We start from the raw sequence: 22,880 nt of genomic DNA, 5'->3' as shown, positions 1-22,880 counted from the left end.
CGGACCGCCTGCCGAGCAGCCGCCCGCATCCAACGGGGACGCGCCGCCCGTCTCCGATCCGGCACAGCCGCCGGCGGGATCGACCTCGGTCCCGACGGCCCCGCCGACTCCGCCGACGCCCCCGACTCCTCCGACTCCGCCGTCCCCGCCCGATGCCAACTCGGGTAACGCGTCCGGCAACGGGGCGTGACAGCCTCCCGCCGGTGGAGATGACACGGCGGCGGTTCGAGGAGGCGGTGGCCGACGCGCTCGACTCCATCCCGCCGCAGCTGACCGCCGCGATGGACAACGTCGTGGTGCTGGTGGAGGAGCGCAACCCCGAGGAGCCCGAGCTGTTGGGGCTCTACGAGGGGATTGCGCTCACCGACCGGATGTCGGACTACGGCGGTGTGCTGCCGGACCGGATCACGATCTACCAGGACGCGATCCTCGACGTGTGCGACGACGTCGACGAGGTGGTGCACGAGGTGGCGGTCACCGTGGTGCACGAGGTCGCCCACCACTTCGGGATCGACGAGGAGACACTCCACGAGCTGGGCTGGGGCTGACGAGCAGCCCAGCCCGCCCGGGAGGGGTCAGCGGGGGGCGCCGCCCGCGGTGACGTCGCCGGGGACGGGCACGGCACTGTCCCAGTGGTCGAGCGCCCAGCCGCTGGGTGCCGCGGGATCGGCGACCAGCACCACGAGGCCCGTGTTCGGCACGTAGAGCGTCTCGGCGGTGTCGCCGAGCAGCGCTGCGGCCGCCAGCCGGATCGCCGCCCCGTGACTGACGAGCACCACGTCGCCGTGCACGCCGTCCGTGATCCGCTCCACCACCGGCAGGTAGCGGGCCCGCAGGTCGTGGGCCGACTCACCGCCGGGCAGGCGCGCGTCGAGGTCGCCGGTCCACCACGCCGCGTAGACGGTGTCGAACTTCTCGCGGGCGTCCCGGTCCGACCGGCCCTCCAGATCGCCGACGAAGATCTCGTGCACGCCATCGTGCACGGTGACGTCGAGCCCGTGCGCGGCGGCGATCGGGGCGGCTGTCTGCTGGGCACGCGTGGCGTGCGAGGCATGCACCGCCGTGACCGGATGGGTGGCGAGCCGTTCGCCCACCGCGTCGGCCTGGGCGAGCCCCAGTTCGTTCAGCGGAGCGCCCGGAGGTACCGAGTCGAGCTCACGGCGCACGTTGGCGTCGGTCTGGCCGTGCCGGACGAGCACCAACCGCAGGGGGCCCGGGCTCATGCGAGCTTTCCGGCGCGTAGCCCGGCCAGCCAGTCCTCGGCCGCGGCGTAGTCGGCCACATCCGAACTGCCGATCGGCACCGCCGGAGCACCGTGGCCCACGGGCCGGGGAGCGCCGTTGCCCGCGCGTGGGTACGACCCGAGGAACCGGACCTGGTCGCACCGGCGGTGCAGTGCGGCCAGCGCCTCCCCCATGGCCGGCTCCGCGACGTGGCCCGAGCAGTCGAGGTGGAACCAGTACTCGGCGTGGCGGTCCTTGATGGGCCGGGACTCGATCCTGGTCAGGTCGATGCCCCGCACCGCCAGCTCGGTGAGCAGGCCCAGCAGCGCCCCGGGCCGGTTCTCGGTGGTGGCGGCCAGTGTGGTGCGGTCGTGGCCGGTGGGAGCCGGTGGCGGTCCGGGGGGCGCGACGAGCGCGAAGCGGGTGACGGCACCGGGGTTGTCGGCGATGTCGTCGGCGAACACCTCCAGCCCGTGCTGCTGCGCCGCGAGCGGGGCGGCCACGGCCGCGTCGAACTCCCCGCGCGCCACCTGGGCCGCGGCCTCCGCCGTGGAGGTGGACAGCAGCACGTCGGCGTCGGGCAGGTTGGCGGCGATCCAGCCGCGTGTCTGCGCGATGGCGTGGGTGTGGGAGGCGACCGTGCGGATGTCGGCGGCCCGGGTGCCCGGCCGGACCATCACCGCGAAGCTGACGTTCACCACGGCCTCGCGGATGATCACCAGCGGCGGATCGGCGACGAGGCCGTCCAGCACCGCCGGCACGGCCCCCTCCACGGTGTTCTCGATCGGGACACAGCCGGCATCGACGGAACCGTCACGGACGGCGGCCAGCACAGCCGGACTGCCGGCGCAGGGCACCAGCTCGGCGTCGGCGGACTCGGGGAGCGTCCGCAGCGCCTGTTCGGTGAACGTGGCACGCGGTCCGAGGAACGCGAGTCTGGGCACGGAAGACCATGCTACGGGGAGGGCGGCAGCCACCCGAGCCTGGTTGCGGTGACCGGCACCGGCCGGCTGCCCACGACCCGAGCCGTGCTCCCCCGACCAGGAACGACGCGGCTCAGGCCAGGAGACCCAGACCGGCGAGCTGCGCAGCGGGCACGGGCTCCGGGTCGGCGCCACACCGTGACAGCAGGCCCCTCACGGCGGTGACGGCCGGCTCGGAGAGCGCACCGATCTCCCCGGCGAGCGCGGCGGCGTCGGTGCTCTCCAGCGCCGTGCGGACGTCACCACCGGACAGGGCCCTCGACACGGCGACGAGCAGGTTGAGCAGGCCGTGCTGGGCCGGAGCCGAGGGGCTCTCGGTGCGGACGACGTGCCGCAGCCCGAGCGTGGTGAACCCGCGACCCGCCTCGACCACGACGCGCACGAAGTTCTCGATGTCGGTGACCGACGGGACGTCGGATGCGCGTGGGCCGCCACAGCGCAGCTTCGGCGCGCAGCCGTGCTCGGCCACCCGCCGGACGGCCTCCAGCCACGCGCCGGTACCCACCGGCTCCGCGATCGACGGCCTGCGGGGCTCGACGACCGCGACGACGTCCTCAGGCACGAACTCGGCCACGCGCTCCAGCCACACCGCATCGACATCGGGCGGTGCGGCGGTCTCGACGGTGCGCGGGGTGACCAGGTTCGATCGGGAGAAGACGGTGGACAGCGCCTTCGGTACCGCACCGAGGCCGGTGTCCACGACCAGAGACAGCTCGATGGGCCGGCCCGGAACCGATCGCGCCAGCTCGGCGACGAGTGCCGGCAACCGCGAGACCGGGCAGACGAGCTGCCCGACCAGGCCGCCGTAGCGGCCGTCCCTGGCGCTGACATACCGCGAGACCACCTGGTCGACGCCGGGTGCAACCGAGCGCGGTTGCAACAGGCTGGTGTCGTCGACCAGCTGGGCGAAGAGCGGTGGGATGGCCCAGGGGTTAACACCTGCCGCCGTCGTCACGGTTCAAGACGCTAACGGGTCGCCTCGCGGCGGTTCACAACGGCTGCCGGTTCCCGCGTGCTGGACATCGTCGAAGGCCTGACGATAGCTTAGGCTCACCTAATCTCGGAGGTGACTTCGTTGGCATCCATCCGGCTGCGGCGTCCACCGGCCCCCACCGACGCGGAGCGCGCCCGCAGCGTGGTCGCCCGGGGTGGCTCGGCCTTCCTGGTCGGCACCGGCGCACCACGGACGGCCCCACTGGTGCACCACGTGCGCGCCGACGGGTCCGCGGTGCTGCTCCTCGCCGACGACGACCCGGTCGTCGACCGCATCCGGAAGGCCCCCGGCGCCGAGTTCGCCGCGATGCTCGAGCTCGCCGACCACGCGCCGGTCGATCTCCGCGAGCCGGTGCGCGCGCTGCTCTGGGTCACCGGCAGGCTCTGGCTGCCCGATCCCGAGGCCGCCCGGCGGGTCGCGCTACAGGTCGCCGACGTTCGGCCGCATCCCGAGCTGTTGCAGCTCGGGCACGGCGCCACGCTGGTGCGCCTCGATCCCGGCTCCGCCGTGCTGTCCGACGCCGAGGGCAGCGCCGCGCTCGCGCCCGTCGAGCTGGCGGGCGCCCGCCCCGACCCCTTCTGCCGCTACGAGCAGCACTGGCTCGCCCACCTCGAGGAGGCGCACCCCGAGGTGCTCATCTCACTGGCCCGGCACCTGCCGCCACGGCTGCGCGAGCTGCGCGGCGCGCGGATCCGTCCGCTCGGGGTGGACCGCTGTGGCCTGCGACTGCGGGTGGAAGGGCCGGCCGGCGACACGACAAGCGGGACCGACCACGACGTCCGCCTGGCGTGGCGGGAGCCCGCCACCACGGTCGACGAGCTGCGGGTGCAGATGGGGCTACTGGTCGGCTGCCCCTTCCAGGGCACCGGCGCGAGCGCGGCGGACGCTAGCTGACGGGTGAGCGCCCCAGCCGCACCCGCTGGGTCACCCGGCGCTCGGCCACGAACGACGCGAACGGAACGGTGCCCGCGATCAGGATGAGCAGCGCGTCCAGCGGCTTCCACCTGCAACGCTCGGCCAGCAGCAGCGTGAGGACGATGTAGGCCATGTACAGGAAGCCGTGCATCATGCCGACCACGGCGACGAGCTGCGGCTGACCGAAGAAGTACTTGAGCGGCATCGCCACCAGCACGAGCACGAGCAGGCCCACTCCGGTGATCCAGGCGGCCACCCGGTAGTTCCGTAAAGCGGTCTCGATCGACACGGACGTCCTTCGCGGTTCGTATGGGGTCAGTCAGCGGCGTCGCGGGCGGCCAGCTGGGCCAGCATCCGGTTGTACTCCGCCATCTCCTGGTCGTCCTCGTCGATGAGAGGCGACCGGACCGACACGGGTCGAGGTCCGAACGGCGAGGGCGCGCCCGACGTCACCACCCTCGGTCCGGCGACGCGGAGGCGCTCGACGTCGGGGTCGACGACGTCCTCCTCGGCGGGCGCGACGGCGTCGGCCGCCGACTCCTCCTCCGCCAGCCGCGCCGACTCCATCTTGAGCATCCGCCACCACATCGCGGCGAAGAAGACGGCGAACAGCGGCCACTGCAGGCCGTAGCCGACGTTCAGCACGGACCCCATCGCGGATCCGGCGCGGTGCCACTGCCATGCCGAGAGGAAGCCACATGTGACCATGGCACCCAGGGTCAGCACGTGCCACAGCATCCAGCGGGGGGAGAAGGCCAGCTGTCGCACGGGACCAGCGTACCTGCCGGGTACCGTCCGCGATCGTGTCCAGCCTCCGCTCGACGACAGCGCGGCAGTGGCTCTCGCCGCCGTCGCCCGTGGCCGCTCCGATCACCGACCCGCGCACCCGGCGCCTCGTCGGCACCGAGGTGCTCGTCGTCCTGACGGTGACGCTCGGGCTGTCCGCGTTGCGCAGCCTGCTGAGCCTGCTCGACGCCGTGCTGCAGCCGGTGCCGCTGAACCAGCAACAGGTGGCGCTCAACGCCCCGGAGGCCCAGGCGAACCTGGTCGACCTGGCACTGCAGCTCACGCGGGTGCTGCAGCTCGTGGGCTGGGGGGCGCTGGGTGCCTACCTGCTGATCCGGGCGGGCATCGCGCTCCGCGACGTCGGCCTGGACCGCCGCCGCCCCGGCCGGGACGCGCTCGGGGCGGCCGGGCTGGCCGCGCTCATCGGCGTGCCCGGACTCGGTCTCTACCTGGTGGCGCAGGCGCTCGGGGTGAGCCTCACGGTGCAGCCGTCCACGCTCGGCGACACGTGGTGGCGGGTGCCGGTACTCATCCTCTCCGCCGGGGCCAACGCCTGGGCCGAGGAGGTGGTGATGATCGGCTACCTGATCACCCGCCTGCGCCAGCTCGGCTGGTCGGAGAACCGCTCACTGGTGGTCCAGGCGCTCCTGCGCGGGAGCTACCACCTCTACCAGGGCCTCGGCGGCTTCATCGGCAACCTCGTGATGGGGCTGGTGTTCGGCCGGATCTGGCAGCGCACCAACCGCCTGTGGGCGCTCATCGGCGCCCACACCCTCATCGACGTGGTCGCCTTCACGGGCTACGCCCTGCTGGCCGGCAAGGTGAGCTGGCTGCCGTAGGGGCCTCCGGCCCGTTGCAGCAAAGCCACTTTCATGCCAGCAGGTTGCGTGAAAGTGGCTTTGCTGCAATCCGGAGGGGGCACCGGGGGCGCTAGTGCTCGGCCAGGATCTGGTAGCGCATCCGCTGCATCATGTTCTCCGCGCCGGGCTGCACGCCCGCGACGTCGAAGAGCTCGTCGATCCGCCCCGGCAGGTCCTCCGGGTCCCAGCGCTTCCCGTGGTTCTTGATCTCGGCGACGCTGGTGAACGGCTGGAAGATCTCGACGCTGTCGCCCTGCACGCCGAACACCTTGCCGCTGATGTGGCTCGAGGCGTCCGAGCAGAGGAACGCCACCAGCGGGGCGACGTTCTCCGGAGCGAAGAAGTCGAACTCGCCGCGTTCGATGGAGGCCTCGCGCCGGGAGCGGAACTCCTCGGGCATCAGGTCGAGCGTCATCCGGGTGAGGGCGGTCGGGGCGATGGCGTTGCTCGTGATCCCGCTGCGCGCCCCCTCCATGGCGACGATCGTGGAGAACGCGGCGATGCCTGCCTTCGCCGCGCCGTAGTTGCCCTGGCCGAAGTTGCCGAGCAGCCCCGAGGTCGACGACGTGTGTACGACGTGCCCTGGCCGCTTCGCCTCCCGCCAGTAGCGGACAGCGGCCCGGGTGGGCATGAAGTGGCCGCGCAGGTGCACGCGGACGACGGCGTCCCAGTCGTCGTCGGAGAGCTTGGCGACGGTCCGGTCGCGCAGGATCCCGGCGTTGTTGACCAGCGCGTCGAGGGCACCGAACCGCTCGACGGCGGTGGCGACGAGCGAGTCGGCCACCGCGGCGTCGGCGACGTCCCCGCCCGCGGCCACGGCCCGGCCGCCCGCCTCGGTGATCTCCCCGGCCACCGCCTCGCCTGCGTCCTTGTCGAACTCGGCCACCACCACAGCGGCTCCCTGAGCCGCGCACTCCAGCGCCTCACCGCGCCCGATGCCGCGACCGGCGCCGGTGACGATGACGACCTTCCCGTCGAGAAGTCCCATGCGTCGCAGCATATGACCGGCCGGTAACCACCGGCCGCGCCCTCGTCCCTGGCTATCGGAGCGTGATCTGCTTCCCGGCGAGGGCGTCCCGGGCGCGGCGCTCGGCGTCGGACAGCGGGGCGTCCTCGGCGAGTGCGGCGTCGAGCCGGGCGGCGAACGCGGCCACGGGGTCGGCCCACTCCTTGGGGTGCAGCTCCCGGTCGAGGTCCCAGACCGGCACCAGCAGCCCGTGGGCACGGAAGACGCCGGCGAAGCGAGCCTCTTCGGTGAGGGCGAGCTCGCCACGGGCCTGCAGCCGGGCGAGTGCCGCGAGCAGCTTCTCCTCGGGCTCCGGACGCACCCAGCGCAGGTGTGCCTTGGTGCCGGTGTCGACCCAGTAGGCGGACCGCACGCCGTCGGCGAGCACCGCCTCCGTCGGCAGGATGACGGCGTTGGCCCGCTCGATGGCCGCGGTGACGTCGGCCGCGGGCTCGGTGCCGTCCTCGGACGGCACGACCCACCAGCTGAAGTCGGGGTGCAGCGTGAGGTCGAGGGTGGCCCCGGGTTCGAGCACGTCCTGGAGCCGGACGGGGTCGCCGTCTCCGATTCCCGGCCCGACGACGGGCAGCGCGCTGCCCGGTTCGGCGCTCTGCGCCCAGCGCAGCGCCTTGCCGAGGTCGGTCGACAGGTCTCCGGAGCGGGTCTGCACCTGCATCCCCAGCATGATCGACCCGTCGGGACGGACCAGCGCGGCGGACGCCCCGGGCAGCACGGTCACGATGGTCACCGGCACGTCGAGGGGTTGGCGCAACGGTAGCGGCGCGGTGGCCGACGGCAGGAACTCCCGCATCGCCACCAGGTCCGACTCCGCCGCCAGACCTTCGAACGGTCGCAGGACGATGACGTCGTCACCCGCTCCGTGGCAGGCCTTGTAGCGCTTGCCGGAGCCGCAGGGGCAGGGCCGGCGGGGGTTCTCGCCGCTCGCGCTGTGCTGGGAGGCGCCCTCGCGCGTACGCACACGTGTCTTCTTGGCCATGGTTCCCCAGACGCTATCGGGTACGACTCGACATTGTCGGTACGCCGTGCCGACCCTCACCGCTGCCGCGGAGGGGTCGCTGCCCGCCGGGGCGATACGGTACTGCCCGCCGGCGGGTCCTCGACCGCCGGTGGCCCCTGGAGGTTCTGCTGCATCCGTTCGACCCGGTCGATCCGCACTTCCTCGCCGATCCCTACCCCGCCTTCGCCGCGCTGCGCGCGCTCGGCCCGGTGCATGCCCATGCCCTGCTCGGCACACCGGTGGCGGTGTCGCACGGTGCCTGCTCGGAGCTGCTCCGCGGCCGTGACCTCGGCCGGATCTGGGCCGACGCCGAGCCCGCCGCCGACTTCCCGGCGTTCAACCTCCTGCACCGCAACTCGCTGCTCGAACGGGAGGGGCCGGCGCACGACCGGCTGCGCGTTCTGGTGGCCGGCGCGTTCAACCGCGGCCATACGGCCCGGCTGGAGCCGTGGGTGCGCGGGCTGGCCGGCCGGCTGGTCGACGAGCTCGCCGAGCGGATCGACGCCGACGGGAGTGCCGACCTGATGTCCACCGTGGCGGCCAGGCTCCCGGTGGAGGTGATCGCGGAGCTGCTCGGGGTTCCGGAGCCGGAACGCTCCGCGCTGCGCGGCTGGTCCAACGCCATCGTCACCATGTACGAGCCGGACCCGGGCGAGCACCGCAGGCGCGCGGCCGAGCAGGCTGCCGCCGACTTCGTGGACGCGCTGCGCGGGCTCGTCGCGCACCGCAGGGCCCACCCGGGCGACGACCTGGTCACCGACCTGGTCGAGGCCGATGTCGAGGCGGACGAGCTGGTCGGCACCGCGGCGTTGCTCCTGATGGCCGGCCACGAGGCCACCGTGAACGTGATCGGCAACGGGGTGCTGGCGCTGTTGCGCCACCCCGTGCAGTGGCAGCGGCTGGTGGGTGATCCGGGACTCGACGCCACGGCCGTGGAGGAGCTGATCCGCTACGACCCGCCGCTCCAGCTCTTCGAGCGCACCGCCGTGGTGGACACGACCGTCGCCGGCCACCCGGTGCCGGCCGGCACGAAGATCGCCGCACTGCTCGGCGCGGCGGCGCGGGATCCCCGGGCGTTCGACCGGCCGGACGAGCTGGACGTGGGCAGGCGCCGCAACCCGCACCTCGGCTTCGGCGCCGGGGTGCACTACTGCCTCGGTGCCCCGCTGGCCCGGCTGGAGGTGGCCGCGGCGCTCGACGCGCTGCGGACCCGCCTGCCCGGGATGGCGCTGGCCGCCGAACCCAGCCGCCGCCCGGACTTCGTCATGCGCGGGCTGCGCGAGCTGCGGCTGGCGGTCTGACGCTCAGCAGCAGCTCCCGGCGCCGCGGCCGGGCCGGAGCCAGCAGCCTGGTGAGCCGCGTGACGAGCCGGGCCGTGACGCCCGCGGTGACGGCCGCGAGCAGGTCGAGGACGGCATGCAGCACGACCCCGTCGGCGCGGGCCTGCACGCCGGTACGCAGCGACCACAGGAGCACCACGGCGGAGAGCACCACGCCGGCGGCCCAGAGGGCCCACCAGACCAGCAGCAGCCGGGACGGGCGGGGCCGCTGGTCCACGGGCAGGCCCAGCGCACAGTGTTCGATCTCACTGAGCACCGAGCCCGGCACGGTGAGGTTGAGCCCGGGCACCAGCCAGCCGAGCACGACCATGCGGGGGGAACGGGACGGGCGGACGCCCGCCCGGTCGGCCGCGGCGCGCGACGCGCGCACGCTCCAGAGGATCAGCAGCACACCGGCCGCCACGGTGAGGATGGGCGAGACCGTGCCGGCGGATCCGACGAGGGCGTCCGATGCGGCCACCTCGCCTGCGGACAGTGCGTTGTCCCGGCTGGCCAGCAGCAGGACGTAGCGCCACACCTCGGCGCCCGCCGCGAGCAGCGCCACCGCGACGGTGGCCCACAGCAGCGGCACCAGGGTGCCGAAGGTCGAGCGGGCGCCGTGCAGTGGATCGGGCGTCGGCGTGGCCGGCTCCGGTGGCTCCCAGCGTCGCGGCGGAAACCCCCAGCGGGGCAGCGTGCGGTACCGGGGTGGCCCGGTGTAGCGCACGCGGACCCGCGCAGGGGCGGCCGGAGCGGCGGACGGCGGGGGCTCGGCCACCCACCGCAGCGCGGCGAGGTAGCGGCCGCAGTACGGGCAGAACGGGCCGCCCTCCGCCGGTGCCCGCCGACCGCACCGCGGGCAGGGCGGCCCGAGCCGGGCCACCCCTGGTGAGGGCGCGGACGGGGGCACGGCGGCTAGATGATCTCTGGCGGGTTGCCGTTGTCGGTGACGACCTCACGGCCCTGTGCGGCCCACGTCTGCATGCCCCCGTCGACGTTCACCGCCGGGTAGCCCTGCCCGGCCAGGTAGGCGACCACCCGGGCGGAACGCCCACCGGCGCGGCACACGACGTAGAGCGGGTCGTCGTCGGGAAGCTCGTCGAGACGCGCCGTGAGCTCGGACATCGGCAGGTGCCGGGCGCCGGGGGCGTGGCCGGCTTCCCATTCGTCGTTCTCCCGGACGTCGAGCAGCGCTGCGTCGGGGGGCAGATCCGCCACGGGAACCGCCGGGACGGCTGGACCAGTCATGAGTGTCATCCTGCCACGCGCCTACGTGACGATCCGGTCAGCGAACGCGACAACGATGACCCGATCGGGTGCCGACACCACTACGGTCGGATCTCGTGGACTACGCCGGTGTGACCGGGCAGTGGGCGGTGTCCGTGGCGCGACGCGTCCACCGCTGCGGTGTCGAGACGTCTTCGCCGATCATCGACGAGACCTGGGTCAGCATCGACCTGGCGCTCTACCTCAGGTACCGGGTGGGCGCCCACAAGCTCGCCGCCCGGTTCCGCCTGGACGTCGATCCGGGCTCGGGAGCGTGGCCGACGAACGCGGACCGTTTCGCGTCCGCGGTGTTCCACGCGCTACCCACCGAGCCGCAGCACGACCCGTTCGTGGACGAGCAGGGGTACCGCTGGTGGAGCGCCGTCGTTCCGCAGAGCGGATGGGCCACGGCCGTGCACTCCCGCCGGATCGTCACGATCTGCTGACACGCGAAACGGGGCGGGCCCGTGGGCCCGCCCCGTTCGGTACAGCTACCGGACGCGTGTCGGCTGTACTAGTGCGCGATCGCCTTCTCGGAGCCGGCGCCGGTGAGCGACCGGACCTCCATCTCCGCGAACTTGCCCTCCTCGACGGGCCGCCTGCCACCGATGTAGGTGCCGATGACGCCCAGGAGGAACGACGCCGGGATCGAGACCAGGCCCGGGTTGTCCAGCGGGAACCAGTGGAAGTCCACGCCCTGGAGCATCGAGGCGCTGCGGCCGGTGGCCGCGTTGACCGGCTTGCCCGACACCGCGGGCGAGAAGACGATCAGGATGATGCAGATCGCCAGGCCGCCGTAGATGCTGAACAGTGCGCCGGTGGTGTTGAACTTCTTCCAGAACAGCGAGTAGAGAATCGTCGGCAGGTTGGCCGACGCCGCGACCGCGAAGGCCAGCGCCACCAGGAAGGCGATGTTCTGCCCGTTGGCGATGATGCCGCCGATGATGGCGACGACCCCGATCACCAGCGCGGTGATGCGGGCGACCCGGACCTCGGCGTCCGGCGAGGCCTGCCCGCGCTTGATCACGCTGGCGTAGACGTCGTGGGCGAACGATGCCGACGCGGTGATCGTCAGACCGGCCACCACCGCCAGGATCGTCGCGAACGCGACGGCCGAGATGATGCCGAGCAGGACCTCGCCGCCGAGCTGGTAGGCCAGGAGCGGCGCCGCGTTGTTCTGGGTGGCGCTGGTGATGGTGCCCGGCGGCAGGAGCGCCGCCGCGCCGTAGCCCAGCACCAGCGTGAACAGGTAGAACAGCCCGATCAACCAGATGGCCCACACCACCGAGCGGCGGGCCTCCTTCGACGAGGGCACCGTGTAGAACCGCATCAGGATGTGCGGAAGGCCCGCGGTGCCGAGCACCAGCGCGAGTCCGAGCGACACGAGGTCGATCGGGTTGGTGTACTGCAGGCCCGGTGCGAGCACCGCGTCGCCCTTCGGGCTGGCCGCGGCGGCGTCACCGAGCAGGGCCGACAGGTTGAAGCCGGCGATGCCGAGCACCCAGACCGTCATGACCGCGGCGCCGATGATCAGCAGCACGGCCTTGATGATCTGGACGTACGTGGTGCCCTTCATGCCGCCCACGAGCACGTAGACGATCATCAGGATGCCGACGATGGCGATCACGGCGCCCTGGCCGACGCGGTTGCTGGTGGGGATCTGCAGCAGCAGGGCGATCAGGCCGCCCGCGCCCGCCATCTGCGCGAGCAGGTAGAAGAACGACACGACGAGCGTGGACGTGGCCGCCGCGGCTCGCACGGGCCGCTGCCGCATGCGGAACGCGAGGACGTCGCCCATCGTGAACTTGCCGGTGTTGCGGAGCAGTTCGGCCACCAGCAGCAGCGCGACGAGCCACGCCACCAGGAAGCCGATCGAGTAGAGGAAGCCGTCGTAGCCGTTGAGCGCGATGGCTCCGGCGATGCCGAGGAAGGAGGCCGCGGAGAGGTAGTCGCCCGCGATCGCCACCCCGTTCTGCGGTCCGGTGAAGGCACGGCCTGCCGCGTAGTAGTCGGACGCCGTCTTGTTGGTGCGGCTCGCCCGGTAGACGAACACCAGGGTGACGGCGACGAAGGCGAGGAAGATGCCGATGTTCAGGCCGACGTCGCCGACGGCGGTGGCGGCAGGCGGGGCAGGTGCCTGCGCGATGTCCATGTTCATTCTGCGCCCTCGATCTGCTGACGGATCTTCTCGGCGGCCGGGTCGAGGTGCTTGTTGGCGTACCGCACGTAGATGGTGGTGATGGCGAAGGTGCTGACGAACTGCAGCAGGCCGATGATCAGGCCGATGTTGATGTTTCCCAGCACCTTGATCGCCATGAAGCCCGGCGCGTACGAGGCGAGCAGCACGTACGCCAAGTACCATGCCAGGAAGGCGACGCTCATGGGGAACACGAACCGCCGTAGTCTGCGGCGTAGGTCGGCGAACTCCGGACTTGCCTGCACCTGTTCATACACGGTGCCTGTAGATCGCTCGCCTGTCGTGCTCACGGCGTCCTCCCCGCTCGTATCCGGCTGCGCACCGCGTCCCGCCGCGCCATCCGGGGTATCACAACGCAGCGAACGATAGTTCAGTCACACTCGCTCGTCGGAATACTCCGGTGGGGTGAACGCGAGGGTCGTCGCAGTTGCGCGACAAGGTCCCGATCAGCGGTCGAATCACCAGGACGAGCGGTCAATGAGCGGTTGATGATGGACACAGCGTCACAAATGTGACCGCGCAGTCACGCGACTGTTAGCGCTTTGGTATGTGTGGCGTCAACCACTTGCGCGTTTCACGCGCTCCTCGAGGCGGTCCCTGGTCAGTCCGAGGCGTTCCGGGGCGTGCAGCCGGAGCAGCACCTGGTCGACGTCCGCAGGCCGCTGCTTCGCCGTCAACCGGCTCACCACCACCATCGTGAGGAACGCGGCGGGCACGGTGGCCAGCGCGGGCCGGTAGAGCAGCACCCCGACCCAGCCCGTCCCGCCGAACCCCGAGAGGCTCACCGCCACCGCTCCGGCCGAGGCCAGCCCGCCCACCAGCACGCCGGCGATCGAGCCGACAGCGGTCAGCCCCCGCCACCAGACGCCCAGCACGAGCAGCGGGCAGAACGTGGACGCGGCCACGGCGAACACCAGCGCGACGGCCTCGGAGAAGTCGAGGCGGGTGACCGCGAGCGAAAGCCCCAGCGGCACCGCGCCGGCCACGACGGCGGACATCCGGAAGTCACGCACCCTGCTGCTGCCCAGGATGTCGGTGGAGAGCACCCCGGCGACGCTCACGACGAGGCCCGACGACGTGGACAGGAACGCGGCCCACGCACCCGCCGCCACCAGGCCGCCGAGCAGCGCTCCGGCCCAGCCGCTGCCCAGCACGGCAGTGGGCAGGAGCAGCACCGCGGCGTCGGTGTCCCCGCTGACCAGTAGCTGGGGGGTGTAGAGCCGGGACAGCGCACCGAGCAGCGTGACCACGCCGTAGAACCCGCCGAGCAGCGCCAGCACGACCACCGCGCTGCGCCGGGCCGCCCGGCCGTCGGGGTTGGTGTAGAAGCGCACCAGCACGTGCGGCAGGCCCATCGTGCCCAGGAACAGCGCGATGATCAGCGAGTAGGTGGCCAGCAGGCCGTCGTTGCGATCGTCCGGGAACGGGGTCAGCCAGCTCTCGTCAGAGGCGGGCGCGCCCACCGTCGTCGGCACCGGCGAACCACCGGGGAAGTCGAGCTTCGCCGGCGCTTCGACGGTGTGCGTGCCGACATCCCAGCGGACGAGGCTGTCGACCCGCTGCACGCCGTCGACCTCGCCCGTGGCGGTGAAGCTGACCGGGACCGCGACCTCCAGCACCACGTCCGTCCGGATGTCGACGGTGGTGTTCTCCTGGAACTGCGGTGGAGCCGGCCGGTCGAAGGTGCGCTGGTCGCTGAGGAAGAAGATCAGGGCGATGACCGCGGGCAACGCCAGTGCGGTGAGCTTGAGCCAGTACTGGAACGCCTGCACGAACGTGATGGACCGCATGCCGCCCAGCACCACAGTGGCGACGACGACCACCGCGGCCGCCACGACGCCGATCCACGACGGCAGCCCGGTGACCGTGGCGACGGTGAGGCCCGCGCCCTGCAGCTGGGGCAGCAGGTAGAGCCAGCCGATGACGACCACGAACACCGTGCAGACCTTGCGCAGCACCGGCGAACGCAGCCGGGCCTCCGCGAAGTCGGGCACCGTGTAGGCCCCCGACCGGCGCAGCGGCGCTGCCACGAACATGACGAGTGCCAAATAGCCCGCCGTGAAGCCGACCGGGTACCAGAGCGCGTCCACCCCGTCGCGCAGGATGAGCCCGGCGATCCCGAGGAACGACGCCGCCGACAGGTACTCGCCCGAGATCGCACCCGCGTTCGCCGCGGCACCCACCGTGCGCGACGCCACGAGGAAGTCCGAGGTGCTGCGGACGACCCGCACGCCCAGCGAACCGATCACGGCCGACGCCAGTGCCACGAGGCCCATGGCGAAGAGCGCGATCAGGCCGGTCGTCGTCACGCGCACCACTATGTCAACGCGGTGGTCGCTCTACCACATCGTGTTCGGCGCGCCGCTCACCGTATCCCTGTGCGAGCCGGGCGGTTCATCCGGTCCGTCCCGTTGGGCCCGCGACCGTCGGTCGGGAGTCCCTACGCCTGGGGGTCGAGCCGGTCGTGGGAGAGACCGAGCCGCTCCGGGGCGTGCAGCCGCAGCAGCGTGCCGTCGACGCCGGGCGGGATCTGCGCCCTCGTCAGCATGCTCACCACGACCATCGTCAGGAACGCGGCAGGCACCGTGAGCGCGGCCGGCCGGTGCAGCAGCACGCCCACCCATCCGGACGGCACCGTCGCGAACAGGGTGAGGCAGACCGCGAGGCCGGACAGCCCCCCGCCCACCAGCACCCCGGCGAGGGCTCCGCTCGCCGTGAGCCCGCGCCACCAGATCCCGAGCACGAGCAGCGGGCAGAACGTCGACGCGGCCACCGCGAACACCAGCGGCACCGTCAGTGCGAAGTCCAGCCGGGTGACCGACAGGGCGAGCGGCAGCGGCACGATCGCCGACACGAGCGCCGCCAGCCGGAAGTCCCGCAGCCGCCCCCTGAGCAGGTCGGTGAACACCACCCCGGCCAGGCTCACCACGAGACCCGACGAGGTGGCCAGGAACGCGGCCGCCGCACCGGCCGCCACCAGGCCACCCAGCAGCCAGCCGGCCCAGCCGTCACCGAGCACCGCCGTCGGGACGAGCAGGACCGCCGCGTCGGTCTGCCCGCTCACCAGCAGCTGCGGTGTGTACAGCCGGGACAGCGCCCCCATGAAGGTCACCAGCATGTAGAAGGACCCGATCATCGCCAGCACGACGACCGTGGTGCGCCGCGCGGCCCGACCGTCCGGGTTGGTGTAGAAGCGCACCAGCACGTGCGGCATCCCCATCGTGCCGAGGAACCCGGCCACGAGTATCGAGTAGATCTCCAGCAGCTGGTGGGGGGCGCTGCCGGACATCGGCTCGAGCCACGCCCGGTCGGTGGCCGGGGCCCCCACCACGGTCGGCACCGCCGAACCGATGACGAACCCCAGGCTGGTGTCCGCCGCCACCTCGTAGCGTCCCGGTTCCCACGTCACCCGGCCGTGCGCGGGCCGGCCGTTCACCTCCCCGTCCACCTGGAGGCGGACCCGCTCGGCCACCTCCAGCACGACGGGCGTGCGTACCTGCACGGTGGTGTCGGCGGTGAAGTTCGGTGGGGCGGCCCGGTCGAAGGTGCGGGCGTCGGACAGGAAGAACCCCAGCACGACGACGGCGGGCACGGCCAGCGCGGTGAACTTGAGCCAGTACTGGAAGGCCTGCACGAACGTGATGGAGCGCATGCCGCCCCCGATCACCGTCAGCACGACGATCACTCCGGCCGCTGCGACCCCGCTCCAGGCCGGGAGCGTGGTGAGCGTGGTGAGCGCGAGGCCTGCGCCCTGCAGCTGCGGCAGCAGGTACAACCAGCCGATCACCAGCACGCACGTGGTACACGCCCGGCGCAGGGCCGGCGAGGAGAGCCGGGCCTCGGCGAAGTCCGGCACGGTGTACGCACCCGACCGGCGCAGCGGCGCCGCCACGAACAGCACCAGAGCCAGGTAGCCGGCGGCGAACGCGATCGGGTACCAGAGCGCGTCCGCCCCCTCGCGGAGGATCAGGCCCGCGATGCCGAGAAAGGACGCGGCGGACAGGTACTCGCCCGAGATCGCGCCGGCGTTGGACACCGTGCCGACCGTGCGCGACGCGACCAGGAAGTCCGACGTGCTCCGCGCGACCCGGACACCGACCGAACCGATCACGGCGGACGCGATGCCGACGAGCGCGATCGCAACCAGCGCGACCAGCGCGGGCGTGCTCAAGGTCGGAGCTCAGTCCTGCACGTGGTCGGCGAAGTTCTGTTCCACCCGCTCAGCCGTGCGCGTGTGCCAGAGACCCAGCCCGAACAGGAACGGGTAGACGAGCACGCCCAGCAGCAGCCACGGCACGCGCAGCCCGAGCACCTCCATCCGGCCGATCTCGGGGAAGATGTAGAACAGCACCGGGAGCACGCCCAGGGTGATCCCGGCGAACACGGCGAACCGCAGCGCGACGGCCAGCTGCGAACCGATGAGGTTGCTGCGCAGCAGCTCGCCGACGCCCGTGCCCTCCTGGATGTCGATCACGGTGCGGACCGGCCGGGCCACCCCCTTGCGCTCGGCGAGCACCACCCGCACGCGCCTGCTGTCGACGTCGTCCGGCCCGGTGGCGCCGGGCCCTTCGTCGGTGCCGTTCTGCTCCGACGCCGAGGTGGACGTTCCGCGGGTGCGGGAGCCGGGGGCCGGGGTGCGCGCGGTGAACAGCGGGTCGCCCAACAGGTCCGGGACGGCCTGCGCGTCGGGTGTGCCGGTGCCGGGAGACGTGCCGGGCTCGGCCTCGTCGGGCGGGTCGGTGGCCTGCTCGACGGGCGCCGGAGGCGCGGGGGCGACGGCGACCAGGTCCACCGTGGCCGGGAGAACGGGCAGGCCGGGACGGGTGGCGTCCGCGTCCGTCTCGGGGTCGGGGCCGGTCGGCTGCTGCGGACGCGACCACGCGGCCGGGGCCAGCGGCGGGAAGATCCCGTCGTCACCGGTGCGCTCCCGCCGGAGCAGTCCGCTGGGCCGGGACGCGACCGGGCCGCCGACCGGCTCGGGCCGCGGTGCACCGGGACCGGGCGTGGCCACGGAGTGGCGCGGCACGTACCCGAACGAGGCGGTGGAGTCGACGCTCTCCCGGCGGGCGTGCCGCCCCCCGGTGGCCGAGTGGCCGGCGGCGATACGGCGCTGGATCTCGTCGCGCAGCCACCCGGCCCCGCCGTCGGTCCCGTCGTCGTCGGGGTCCGCGTCGTCCGGGTCCGTATCGTCGACGTGCGCGTCGTCGTACTCGCGGTCCTCCGCGGACTCCTGCTCGCGGTCGTCCGGCGAGCTCTCCTCGTGGCGCACCGCCCCGGGCCCGGGGGGACCTGGGTCGTCCCCGGGCTCGGGGGGACCTGGGTCGTCCCCGGGCTCGGGTGTCACCGACGGCGGGACGCCGTCGGTGAACGTGGTCACCGCTGGCTCCACGCCTGTTTCGTCGCGCGGACGAGCCGGTCCTTCAGCTCACGGGTGTGGCGCCGGCTCACCGGCAGCTCCGCGCAGTCGGGGCCGTTGCCGACGCGCACGACGTAGCCCGATCCCGACAGCCGCAGCTCGGTGACCAGCGGGAGCGACACCAGGAACGAGCGGTGGATGCGCACGAAGCCGGCGTCACGCCAGCGGTCCTCGAGCACCGACAGCGGAATGCGGACCAGGTGGCTGCCCTCGTGGGTGTGCAGCCGCGCGTAGTCACCCTGCGCCTCGACGTACCGCACGGCCGAACGCGGCACGAGCTTGGTGGTGCCGGCGAGCTCGACCGGGATGACCTCGTCCTCGCCGCCCTCCTCGCGCACCGGCTCCGCCACTCCGGTGGCCCGGTTGGCGAGGATGCGGTCGATCGAGGCGGCGAGCCGCTCGGCACGCAGTGGCTTGAGGAGGTAGTCCACCGCGCCCACCTCGTAGGCGTCGACGGCGCGGTCGTCGTGGGCGGTGACGAACACGACCGACGGCGGGACGGCCATCGACGAGAACACGCGCGCCAGCTCGAGACCGTCGAGGCCGGGCATCCGGATGTCGAGGAAGACGACCTCGACGTCGGTGCGCTCCGCCACGCGGGTGCCTGTCATCGGGTTGGCGAGCCCTCGGCTCACCTGGCCTGCCGTGGCGGCCTCACGCACGCCCTGGCGGCTGTTGAGGATGCGCAGGGCGTCGGTTGCGTCGGAGGCCTTGAGCACGATCCCGACACGGGAGTCCTCGCTCAGGAGGTAGGCCAGTTCTTCGAGAGCCGGTTCCTCGTCATCCACCGCGAGGACGACCAGGCCGCCGGAGCTGTCGTTGCTGTCCACGATCTCCTCATCCTGCGTGTCCGGGACTCGCGCCAGGGCCGGGACGACCACGCCCCGGCTCCGCCGACCATGGTGACGGCGATTCCGTGTGAGTGCCAGGGGCCAGCACCAATCGGGATCGACCGGTCACACCGCGCTACAAACCGTACCGTGCCCATGTGGCTCTTATCTCGGCCGCCTGTGTGATACCCAGCAGCTGGTCGGCACCGAGTGTCCAGGCCGCCGCCGGGGCGGCACCCAGACCCAGCCGCGCGAGCAGCGGCCTGCGTCCCTCCACCGGCACGAGCTCGGCGTCGGGGAAGCGTCCGCTCAGCACGCCACGAGCCGTTCCCAGGCCGTCGACCAGCCCGATCTCGACGGCGCGTGCCCCCGTCCACACCTCGCCGGTGAAGATGTCGGCCCCGCTCTTCAGGCGGTCGCCGCGCCGTGTGGTGACCCACTGCTTGAAGATCTCGTGCAGCTCGTCCTGCAGGTCACGCAGCCAGTCGACGTCCTCCTGCTTCTCCGGGAGGAACGGGTCGAGCCTGGCCTTCGAGGTGCCCGCGGTGTAGAGCCTGCGCTGCACACCCCATCGCTCGATCAGGTTGTGCAGCCCGAAACCCTGGCTGATGACCCCGATCGACCCGACGATCGACGTGGAGTGGGCGTAGATCTCGTCGGCGGCGCAGGCCAGCCAGTAGCCACCGGACGCCGCCACGTCCTCGCAGAACGCGAGGACCGGCACGCCCTTCTCCTCGGCGAGGCCGCGGATCCGGTCGGCCACGAGCGCGGACTGCGTCGGCGAACCACCCGGAGAGTTGACCAGCAGTGCGACGGCGGCGAGCCGCTCCGGCGCGAACGCGCGCTCGAGCGTCTTCTCGAGCGCGTTGGCGTTGATCACCGAACGGGGCACCGGGCCCGTGGTCGCCGTGATCACGCCGTGCAGCCGGACCATCGACACCACCGGCCGGTCCGTGCGGTCACCGAGACGTCCCGGGAGGCGGGAGGTCAGGCGATCGGGGAGGCGCAACGCGTCCATACAGGTCACGTTACGCGGTAGGGCAAACCTGCGCCGAACAAGATCGAGATCCGCCGGTGCTGCGGGAACGCGGTCAGACCCGGATGCCCGCGCGGAACTTCGGGACCCTGAGAGTGATCTTCATGCCGGCTCCGGGCGCGGTGTCCACCACGAGCCCGAAGTCGTCCCCGAACGTGGAGCGCATCCGGTCGTCGACGTTGCCGAGACCGACGTGCGCGCCGGACTGGTGGGCGTCGTCGAGGTCGTCGGTGAGCCGCGCCGGATCCATCCCGATGCCGTCGTCCTCGACGATGATCACGCACTCGGCTCCGGCGTTCTCCGCCGTGATCGTGATGGTGCCGCCGTTGGGCTTGCTGGCCAGCCCGTGCCGCACGGCGTTCTCCACCAGCGGCTGGAGGGCGAGGAAGGGCAGCACCACGGACAGCACCTCGGGGGCGATCTGCAGCTTGATGTTGAGCCGGTTGCCGAAGCGGGCCTTCTCCAACCGGATGTAGCGCTCGATGTTGGTGAGCTCGTCCGACAGGGTCGTGTACTCCCCGGCGGTGCGGAACGAGTACCGGGTGAAGTCGGCGAACTCGATCAGCAGCTCCCGGGCACGCACCGGGTCGGTGCGGATGAACGACGCGATCGTGGTGAGCGCGTTGTAGACGAAGTGCGGCGAGATCTGCGCCCGCAGCGCCCTGACCTCGGCCCGGTTGAGCCGGGCGCGCGACTCGTCGAGCTCGGCGAGCTCCAGCTGGCTCGATACGTACCGCGCGACCTCGGCGGTGGCCCGCAGCAGCACCGGTCCCGCGGTGGACGTGGTGAGCGCGGCCAGAGTGCCGACGATCGCGCCGTCGGTCTCGAGCGGCACCACGACGATGCCGCGCACCACGCAGTCGGGGTGGTCGCAGATGATCGCCGTGTGGGACAGCACCTGCTGGCGGCCGGTGGAGATCACCTGGTCGGCGAGCGCCCGCACGTCGGGCTCGTGCTGGTCGGCGTCGCCGTCCCAGGCGAGCGTCTGGCCGCGGTTGTCGGTCATCGTCAGCGCGCAGGTGTCGAGCAGCTGACGCAGGTAGGGCAGGGCGAACGCCGCCGAGTTGTGCGACAGGCCCTCCCGGAGTGCGGGAGCGGCGAGCGCGACGGTGTGCAGGGTGGCGAAGGTGGCCCGTTCGAGCGGAGTGGCGAAGGTGTTGCGCCGGTTGCGCAGGATCAGCACCACGACCAGCACGATCATGATCACGATCACGCCGCCGGCGATGAGCAGCGCCGTGGAGCTGCCGAGCAGCTCGGTCACGTTCACCTTCCTACCTACCTCACCAGCCGCGACAGCCGCCGGTCGGCGAGCGGTTTGCCACCGGTCTGGCAGCCGGGACAGTACTGGAAGGACTTGTTGGCGAAGGAGACTTCCCGGACCGTCTCCCCGCAGACCGGACACGGCATCCCGGTGCGGGCGTGCACCCGCAGGCCCGAGCGCTTCTCCCCCTTGAGCTGTGCCGCGCCCTGGCCGACGGAACGCTCGACGGCGTCGGTGAGCACGGAGCGCATCGCCGCGTACAGCTCGTCGATCTGCTCGGGCCTCAGCCGGCCGGAGGCGGCGTAGGGCGAGAGCTTCGCGGTGTGCAGGATCTCGTCGCTGTAGGCGTTGCCGATGCCGGCGATCGCCTGCTGCTCGACGAGCAGTGTCTTGAGCCGCTCGCTGCGGCCGGTGAGCACCGCGGCGAACTCGTCGCGGGTGAGCGCGAGTGCGTCGGGCCCGAGCCGCGCGATGCCGGGCACCTCCTGCGGGTCGTGCACGAGGTACACCGACAGGCGTTTCTGCGTGCCCGCCTCGGTGAGGTCGAACCCGGGCCCGCCGACGGTGTCGAGGTGCACGCGCAGCTCCAGCGGCCCCCTGCCCGGCTTCGGCGGGGTGGCCGATGCCGAGTCGTGCCAGCGCAGCCACCCGGCCCGGGACAGGTGCGTGATCAGGTGCAACGGGTCGTCCGGCCGGTCGAGGAACTCGACGGCGAGGAACTTCCCGTAGCGCGAGGCGCCGGTGACGACCCGGCCGACCACCGCCGACACCGGCGGGTCGAACGTCTTCACGGCGCTCATGCTCGCCACGTCCACACGCGCGACCGGCCGGTAGAGCGCGTGCTCACGCAGGTGGTGGGCCAGCGCCTCGATCTCGGGCAGCTCGGGCATCGGGTGCCTGCTAGTTCACCGGCTGGAGGGGGCTGTCGGCGTGGCCCGGCGTGCCCTGGGTGCGCAGCCTGCGCACCACGATGCGCAGCTCCTCCTTGGACTTCGAGCCGCCCCGGACGAGCCCGGTCCACCGTTCGGCGGGGAGGTCGTAGCTGCCCGCCGTCTCGGCGACGACGGTCCACGGCCTGCGCAGGTACCAGCGCACCGGGAAGAACAGCACCGCTGCGACGAAGACCAGCCAGAGGAACCACGGTATGTGCACCTGTGCGGGCGCCCACACGATGACCACCAGCCAGAAGAAGAACAGGGCCGACAGGATGAGCACCGCCGCCCCGCGGCCGCCGTCGACGTCGTGTTCGAAGTCGTCCCCCGTGGCCGGGAGCGACCACTCGATGTTGCGGCGGACCAACCACATCCGCCCGTCGACACCAGCCACCGTCTTACTACCCATGATCCCCGCCGTCGTGAGTCGGGCCCGTGCAACCTCCACTTTCCCACAACTTCGGGCCCCGGTGGGTGGACGTCAGCAGGCCGGGGGGACGCTGCTCCGCTCCGGCACACCGGGGTCGAGGAGGTGGGTGACCACCATCTCGGCGGGCACAGCGCCGTCGTTGCTCGCGAGGTGCGGGGAACCGTCGTCGACGAACACGGCCTCGCCCGCCGTGTAGCGGGTGGGCCGGCAGGCGCCCTCCCGCCGGACCGTGACCTCGCCGGCGCGCACGATCGCCAGCTCGGTGCCGGGATGGCGGTGCCACCCGGTGTTCTCGCCGGGCCGCAGGACGATGGTCTCGACCGAGTACACGGCCGGTCCGGTGGTCCGCATCGTCACCCGGTCCTCGACCCGGCCGGTGATCGGGTCGGGGCCGCGGGGTGGCGGGGG

Annotated in this window: 25 protein-coding genes; 5 read left to right on the top strand and 20 right to left on the bottom strand. The window is 72.3% G+C overall.

The genetic code is table 11. The features are described 5' to 3' along the window. Positions 1 to 209: 209 nt before the first annotated feature. Positions 210 to 548, top strand: a complete 339-nt coding sequence (locus tag HF577_RS28525) for a metallopeptidase family protein (protein ID WP_211174974.1) — start codon at positions 210 to 212, stop codon at positions 546 to 548. A gap of 27 nt (positions 549 to 575) precedes the next feature. On the opposite strand, the gene HF577_RS28520 is transcribed toward HF577_RS28525, so the two are convergent. The 3 genes from HF577_RS28520 to HF577_RS28510 all read right to left on the bottom strand — a co-directional run bounded on the left by HF577_RS28520 (position 576) and on the right by HF577_RS28510 (position 3,161). Beyond that, positions 576 to 1,208 (bottom strand): histidine phosphatase family protein, encoded by a 633-nt coding sequence (locus HF577_RS28520; RefSeq protein WP_169399071.1) that lies wholly within the window; start codon positions 1,206 to 1,208, stop codon positions 576 to 578. A gap of 11 nt (positions 1,209 to 1,219) precedes the next feature. Then, on the bottom strand, positions 1,220 to 2,167 hold the full coding sequence (gene pheA, locus HF577_RS28515) for a prephenate dehydratase (RefSeq protein WP_169399063.1): 948 nt from the start codon (positions 2,165 to 2,167) through the stop codon (positions 1,220 to 1,222). A gap of 112 nt (positions 2,168 to 2,279) precedes the next feature. After that, positions 2,280 to 3,161 (bottom strand): hypothetical protein, encoded by an 882-nt coding sequence (locus HF577_RS28510; RefSeq protein WP_169399062.1) that lies wholly within the window; start codon positions 3,159 to 3,161, stop codon positions 2,280 to 2,282. A gap of 120 nt (positions 3,162 to 3,281) precedes the next feature. Between HF577_RS28510 and HF577_RS28505 the strand changes: the two genes are divergently transcribed. Beyond that, the gene (locus tag HF577_RS28505; protein ID WP_169399061.1) at positions 3,282 to 4,094 is read left to right on the top strand and encodes a DUF2470 domain-containing protein; all 813 of its coding nucleotides are present in this window, start codon (positions 3,282 to 3,284) and stop codon (positions 4,092 to 4,094) included. On the opposite strand, the gene HF577_RS28500 is transcribed toward HF577_RS28505, so the two are convergent. Continuing rightward, positions 4,087 to 4,404: a DUF3817 domain-containing protein gene (locus HF577_RS28500; RefSeq protein ID WP_312859431.1), complete on the bottom strand. Its 318-nt coding sequence runs from the start codon at positions 4,402 to 4,404 to the stop codon at positions 4,087 to 4,089. The two genes, HF577_RS28505 and HF577_RS28500, sit on opposite strands and share 8 nt — an antisense overlap. Positions 4,405 to 4,430: 26 nt before the next feature. Then, a complete protein-coding gene (locus tag HF577_RS28495) occupies positions 4,431 to 4,883 on the bottom strand; it encodes a hypothetical protein (RefSeq protein ID WP_169399060.1) in 453 nt (150 codons plus the stop codon). 35 nt (positions 4,884 to 4,918) lie between these two features. Here HF577_RS28495 and HF577_RS28490 point away from each other — a divergent pair, with 35 nt between their 5' ends. Continuing rightward, complete coding sequence (locus HF577_RS28490) at positions 4,919 to 5,740, top strand: CPBP family intramembrane glutamic endopeptidase (protein ID WP_169399059.1); 822 nt, start codon at positions 4,919 to 4,921, stop codon at positions 5,738 to 5,740. A 91-nt stretch (positions 5,741 to 5,831) separates the two neighbouring features. On the opposite strand, the gene HF577_RS28485 is transcribed toward HF577_RS28490, so the two are convergent. Both HF577_RS28485 and HF577_RS28480 read right to left on the bottom strand, forming a co-directional pair. Further along, positions 5,832 to 6,749 (bottom strand): SDR family NAD(P)-dependent oxidoreductase, encoded by a 918-nt coding sequence (locus HF577_RS28485; protein ID WP_211174966.1) that lies wholly within the window; start codon positions 6,747 to 6,749, stop codon positions 5,832 to 5,834. A 52-nt stretch (positions 6,750 to 6,801) separates the two neighbouring features. Further along, positions 6,802 to 7,764, bottom strand: a complete 963-nt coding sequence (locus tag HF577_RS28480; RefSeq protein WP_169399057.1) for a DUF5926 family protein — start codon at positions 7,762 to 7,764, stop codon at positions 6,802 to 6,804. A 149-nt stretch (positions 7,765 to 7,913) separates the two neighbouring features. On the opposite strand from HF577_RS28480, the gene HF577_RS28475 reads away from it, so the two are divergent. Then, positions 7,914 to 9,086 (top strand): cytochrome P450, encoded by a 1,173-nt coding sequence (locus HF577_RS28475; RefSeq protein ID WP_169399069.1) that lies wholly within the window; start codon positions 7,914 to 7,916, stop codon positions 9,084 to 9,086. Here HF577_RS28475 and HF577_RS39880 read toward each other — a convergent pair. Beyond that, positions 9,049 to 10,014, bottom strand: coding sequence for a DUF4328 domain-containing protein (locus HF577_RS39880; RefSeq protein WP_169399056.1), 966 nt, complete (start codon positions 10,012 to 10,014; stop codon positions 9,049 to 9,051). The genes HF577_RS28475 and HF577_RS39880 overlap by 38 nt on opposite strands. Positions 10,015 to 10,019: 5 nt before the next feature. Continuing rightward, positions 10,020 to 10,352 (bottom strand): rhodanese-like domain-containing protein, encoded by a 333-nt coding sequence (locus HF577_RS28465; RefSeq protein WP_169399055.1) that lies wholly within the window; start codon positions 10,350 to 10,352, stop codon positions 10,020 to 10,022. 95 nt (positions 10,353 to 10,447) lie between these two features. On the opposite strand from HF577_RS28465, the gene HF577_RS28460 reads away from it, so the two are divergent. Then, complete coding sequence (locus tag HF577_RS28460) at positions 10,448 to 10,816, top strand: hypothetical protein (protein ID WP_169399054.1); 369 nt, start codon at positions 10,448 to 10,450, stop codon at positions 10,814 to 10,816. Positions 10,817 to 10,884: 68 nt separating this feature from the next. On the opposite strand, the gene HF577_RS28455 is transcribed toward HF577_RS28460, so the two are convergent. The 11 genes from HF577_RS28455 to HF577_RS28405 form a co-directional block, all read right to left on the bottom strand. Continuing rightward, the gene (locus HF577_RS28455; protein ID WP_246267438.1) at positions 10,885 to 12,522 is read right to left on the bottom strand and encodes a solute symporter family protein; all 1,638 of its coding nucleotides are present in this window, start codon (positions 12,520 to 12,522) and stop codon (positions 10,885 to 10,887) included. A gap of 2 nt (positions 12,523 to 12,524) precedes the next feature. Further along, positions 12,525 to 12,857: a DUF485 domain-containing protein gene (locus tag HF577_RS28450; protein ID WP_169399052.1), complete on the bottom strand. Its 333-nt coding sequence runs from the start codon at positions 12,855 to 12,857 to the stop codon at positions 12,525 to 12,527. 267 nt (positions 12,858 to 13,124) lie between these two features. Further along, positions 13,125 to 14,843 (bottom strand): sodium/solute symporter, encoded by a 1,719-nt coding sequence (locus HF577_RS28445; RefSeq protein ID WP_169399068.1) that lies wholly within the window; start codon positions 14,841 to 14,843, stop codon positions 13,125 to 13,127. Between the two features lie 164 nt (positions 14,844 to 15,007). Beyond that, positions 15,008 to 16,738, bottom strand: coding sequence for a sodium/solute symporter (locus HF577_RS28440; protein WP_169399051.1), 1,731 nt, complete (start codon positions 16,736 to 16,738; stop codon positions 15,008 to 15,010). Positions 16,739 to 16,747: 9 nt separating this feature from the next. Next, positions 16,748 to 17,944 (bottom strand): hypothetical protein, encoded by a 1,197-nt coding sequence (locus HF577_RS37655; protein WP_211174965.1) that lies wholly within the window; start codon positions 17,942 to 17,944, stop codon positions 16,748 to 16,750. Next, positions 17,941 to 18,813: a LytR/AlgR family response regulator transcription factor gene (locus tag HF577_RS28430; protein WP_169399050.1), complete on the bottom strand. Its 873-nt coding sequence runs from the start codon at positions 18,811 to 18,813 to the stop codon at positions 17,941 to 17,943. The genes HF577_RS37655 and HF577_RS28430 overlap by 4 nt, the downstream gene beginning before the upstream one ends. A gap of 136 nt (positions 18,814 to 18,949) precedes the next feature. Continuing rightward, a complete protein-coding gene (locus HF577_RS28425; protein ID WP_169399066.1) occupies positions 18,950 to 19,822 on the bottom strand; it encodes a S49 family peptidase in 873 nt (290 codons plus the stop codon). 82 nt (positions 19,823 to 19,904) lie between these two features. Further along, positions 19,905 to 21,110, bottom strand: coding sequence for a sensor histidine kinase (locus HF577_RS28420; protein ID WP_312859429.1), 1,206 nt, complete (start codon positions 21,108 to 21,110; stop codon positions 19,905 to 19,907). Between the two features lie 14 nt (positions 21,111 to 21,124). Next, on the bottom strand, positions 21,125 to 22,000 hold the full coding sequence (locus HF577_RS28415) for an Fpg/Nei family DNA glycosylase (protein WP_169399049.1): 876 nt from the start codon (positions 21,998 to 22,000) through the stop codon (positions 21,125 to 21,127). Positions 22,001 to 22,010: 10 nt separating this feature from the next. Beyond that, the gene (locus HF577_RS28410; protein ID WP_169399048.1) at positions 22,011 to 22,451 is read right to left on the bottom strand and encodes a hypothetical protein; all 441 of its coding nucleotides are present in this window, start codon (positions 22,449 to 22,451) and stop codon (positions 22,011 to 22,013) included. Positions 22,452 to 22,523: 72 nt separating this feature from the next. Beyond that, a partial coding sequence (locus tag HF577_RS28405; RefSeq protein ID WP_169399047.1) for a cupin domain-containing protein occupies positions 22,524 to 22,880 on the bottom strand: 357 nt, incomplete at its 5' end.

The sequence above is a fragment of the Pseudonocardia xinjiangensis genome (assembly GCF_012911925.1).
In the GTDB taxonomy this organism is placed as follows: Bacteria; Actinomycetota; Actinomycetes; order Mycobacteriales; family Pseudonocardiaceae; genus Pseudonocardia; species Pseudonocardia xinjiangensis.
This window is presented reverse-complemented; position numbering and strand designations above follow the sequence as displayed.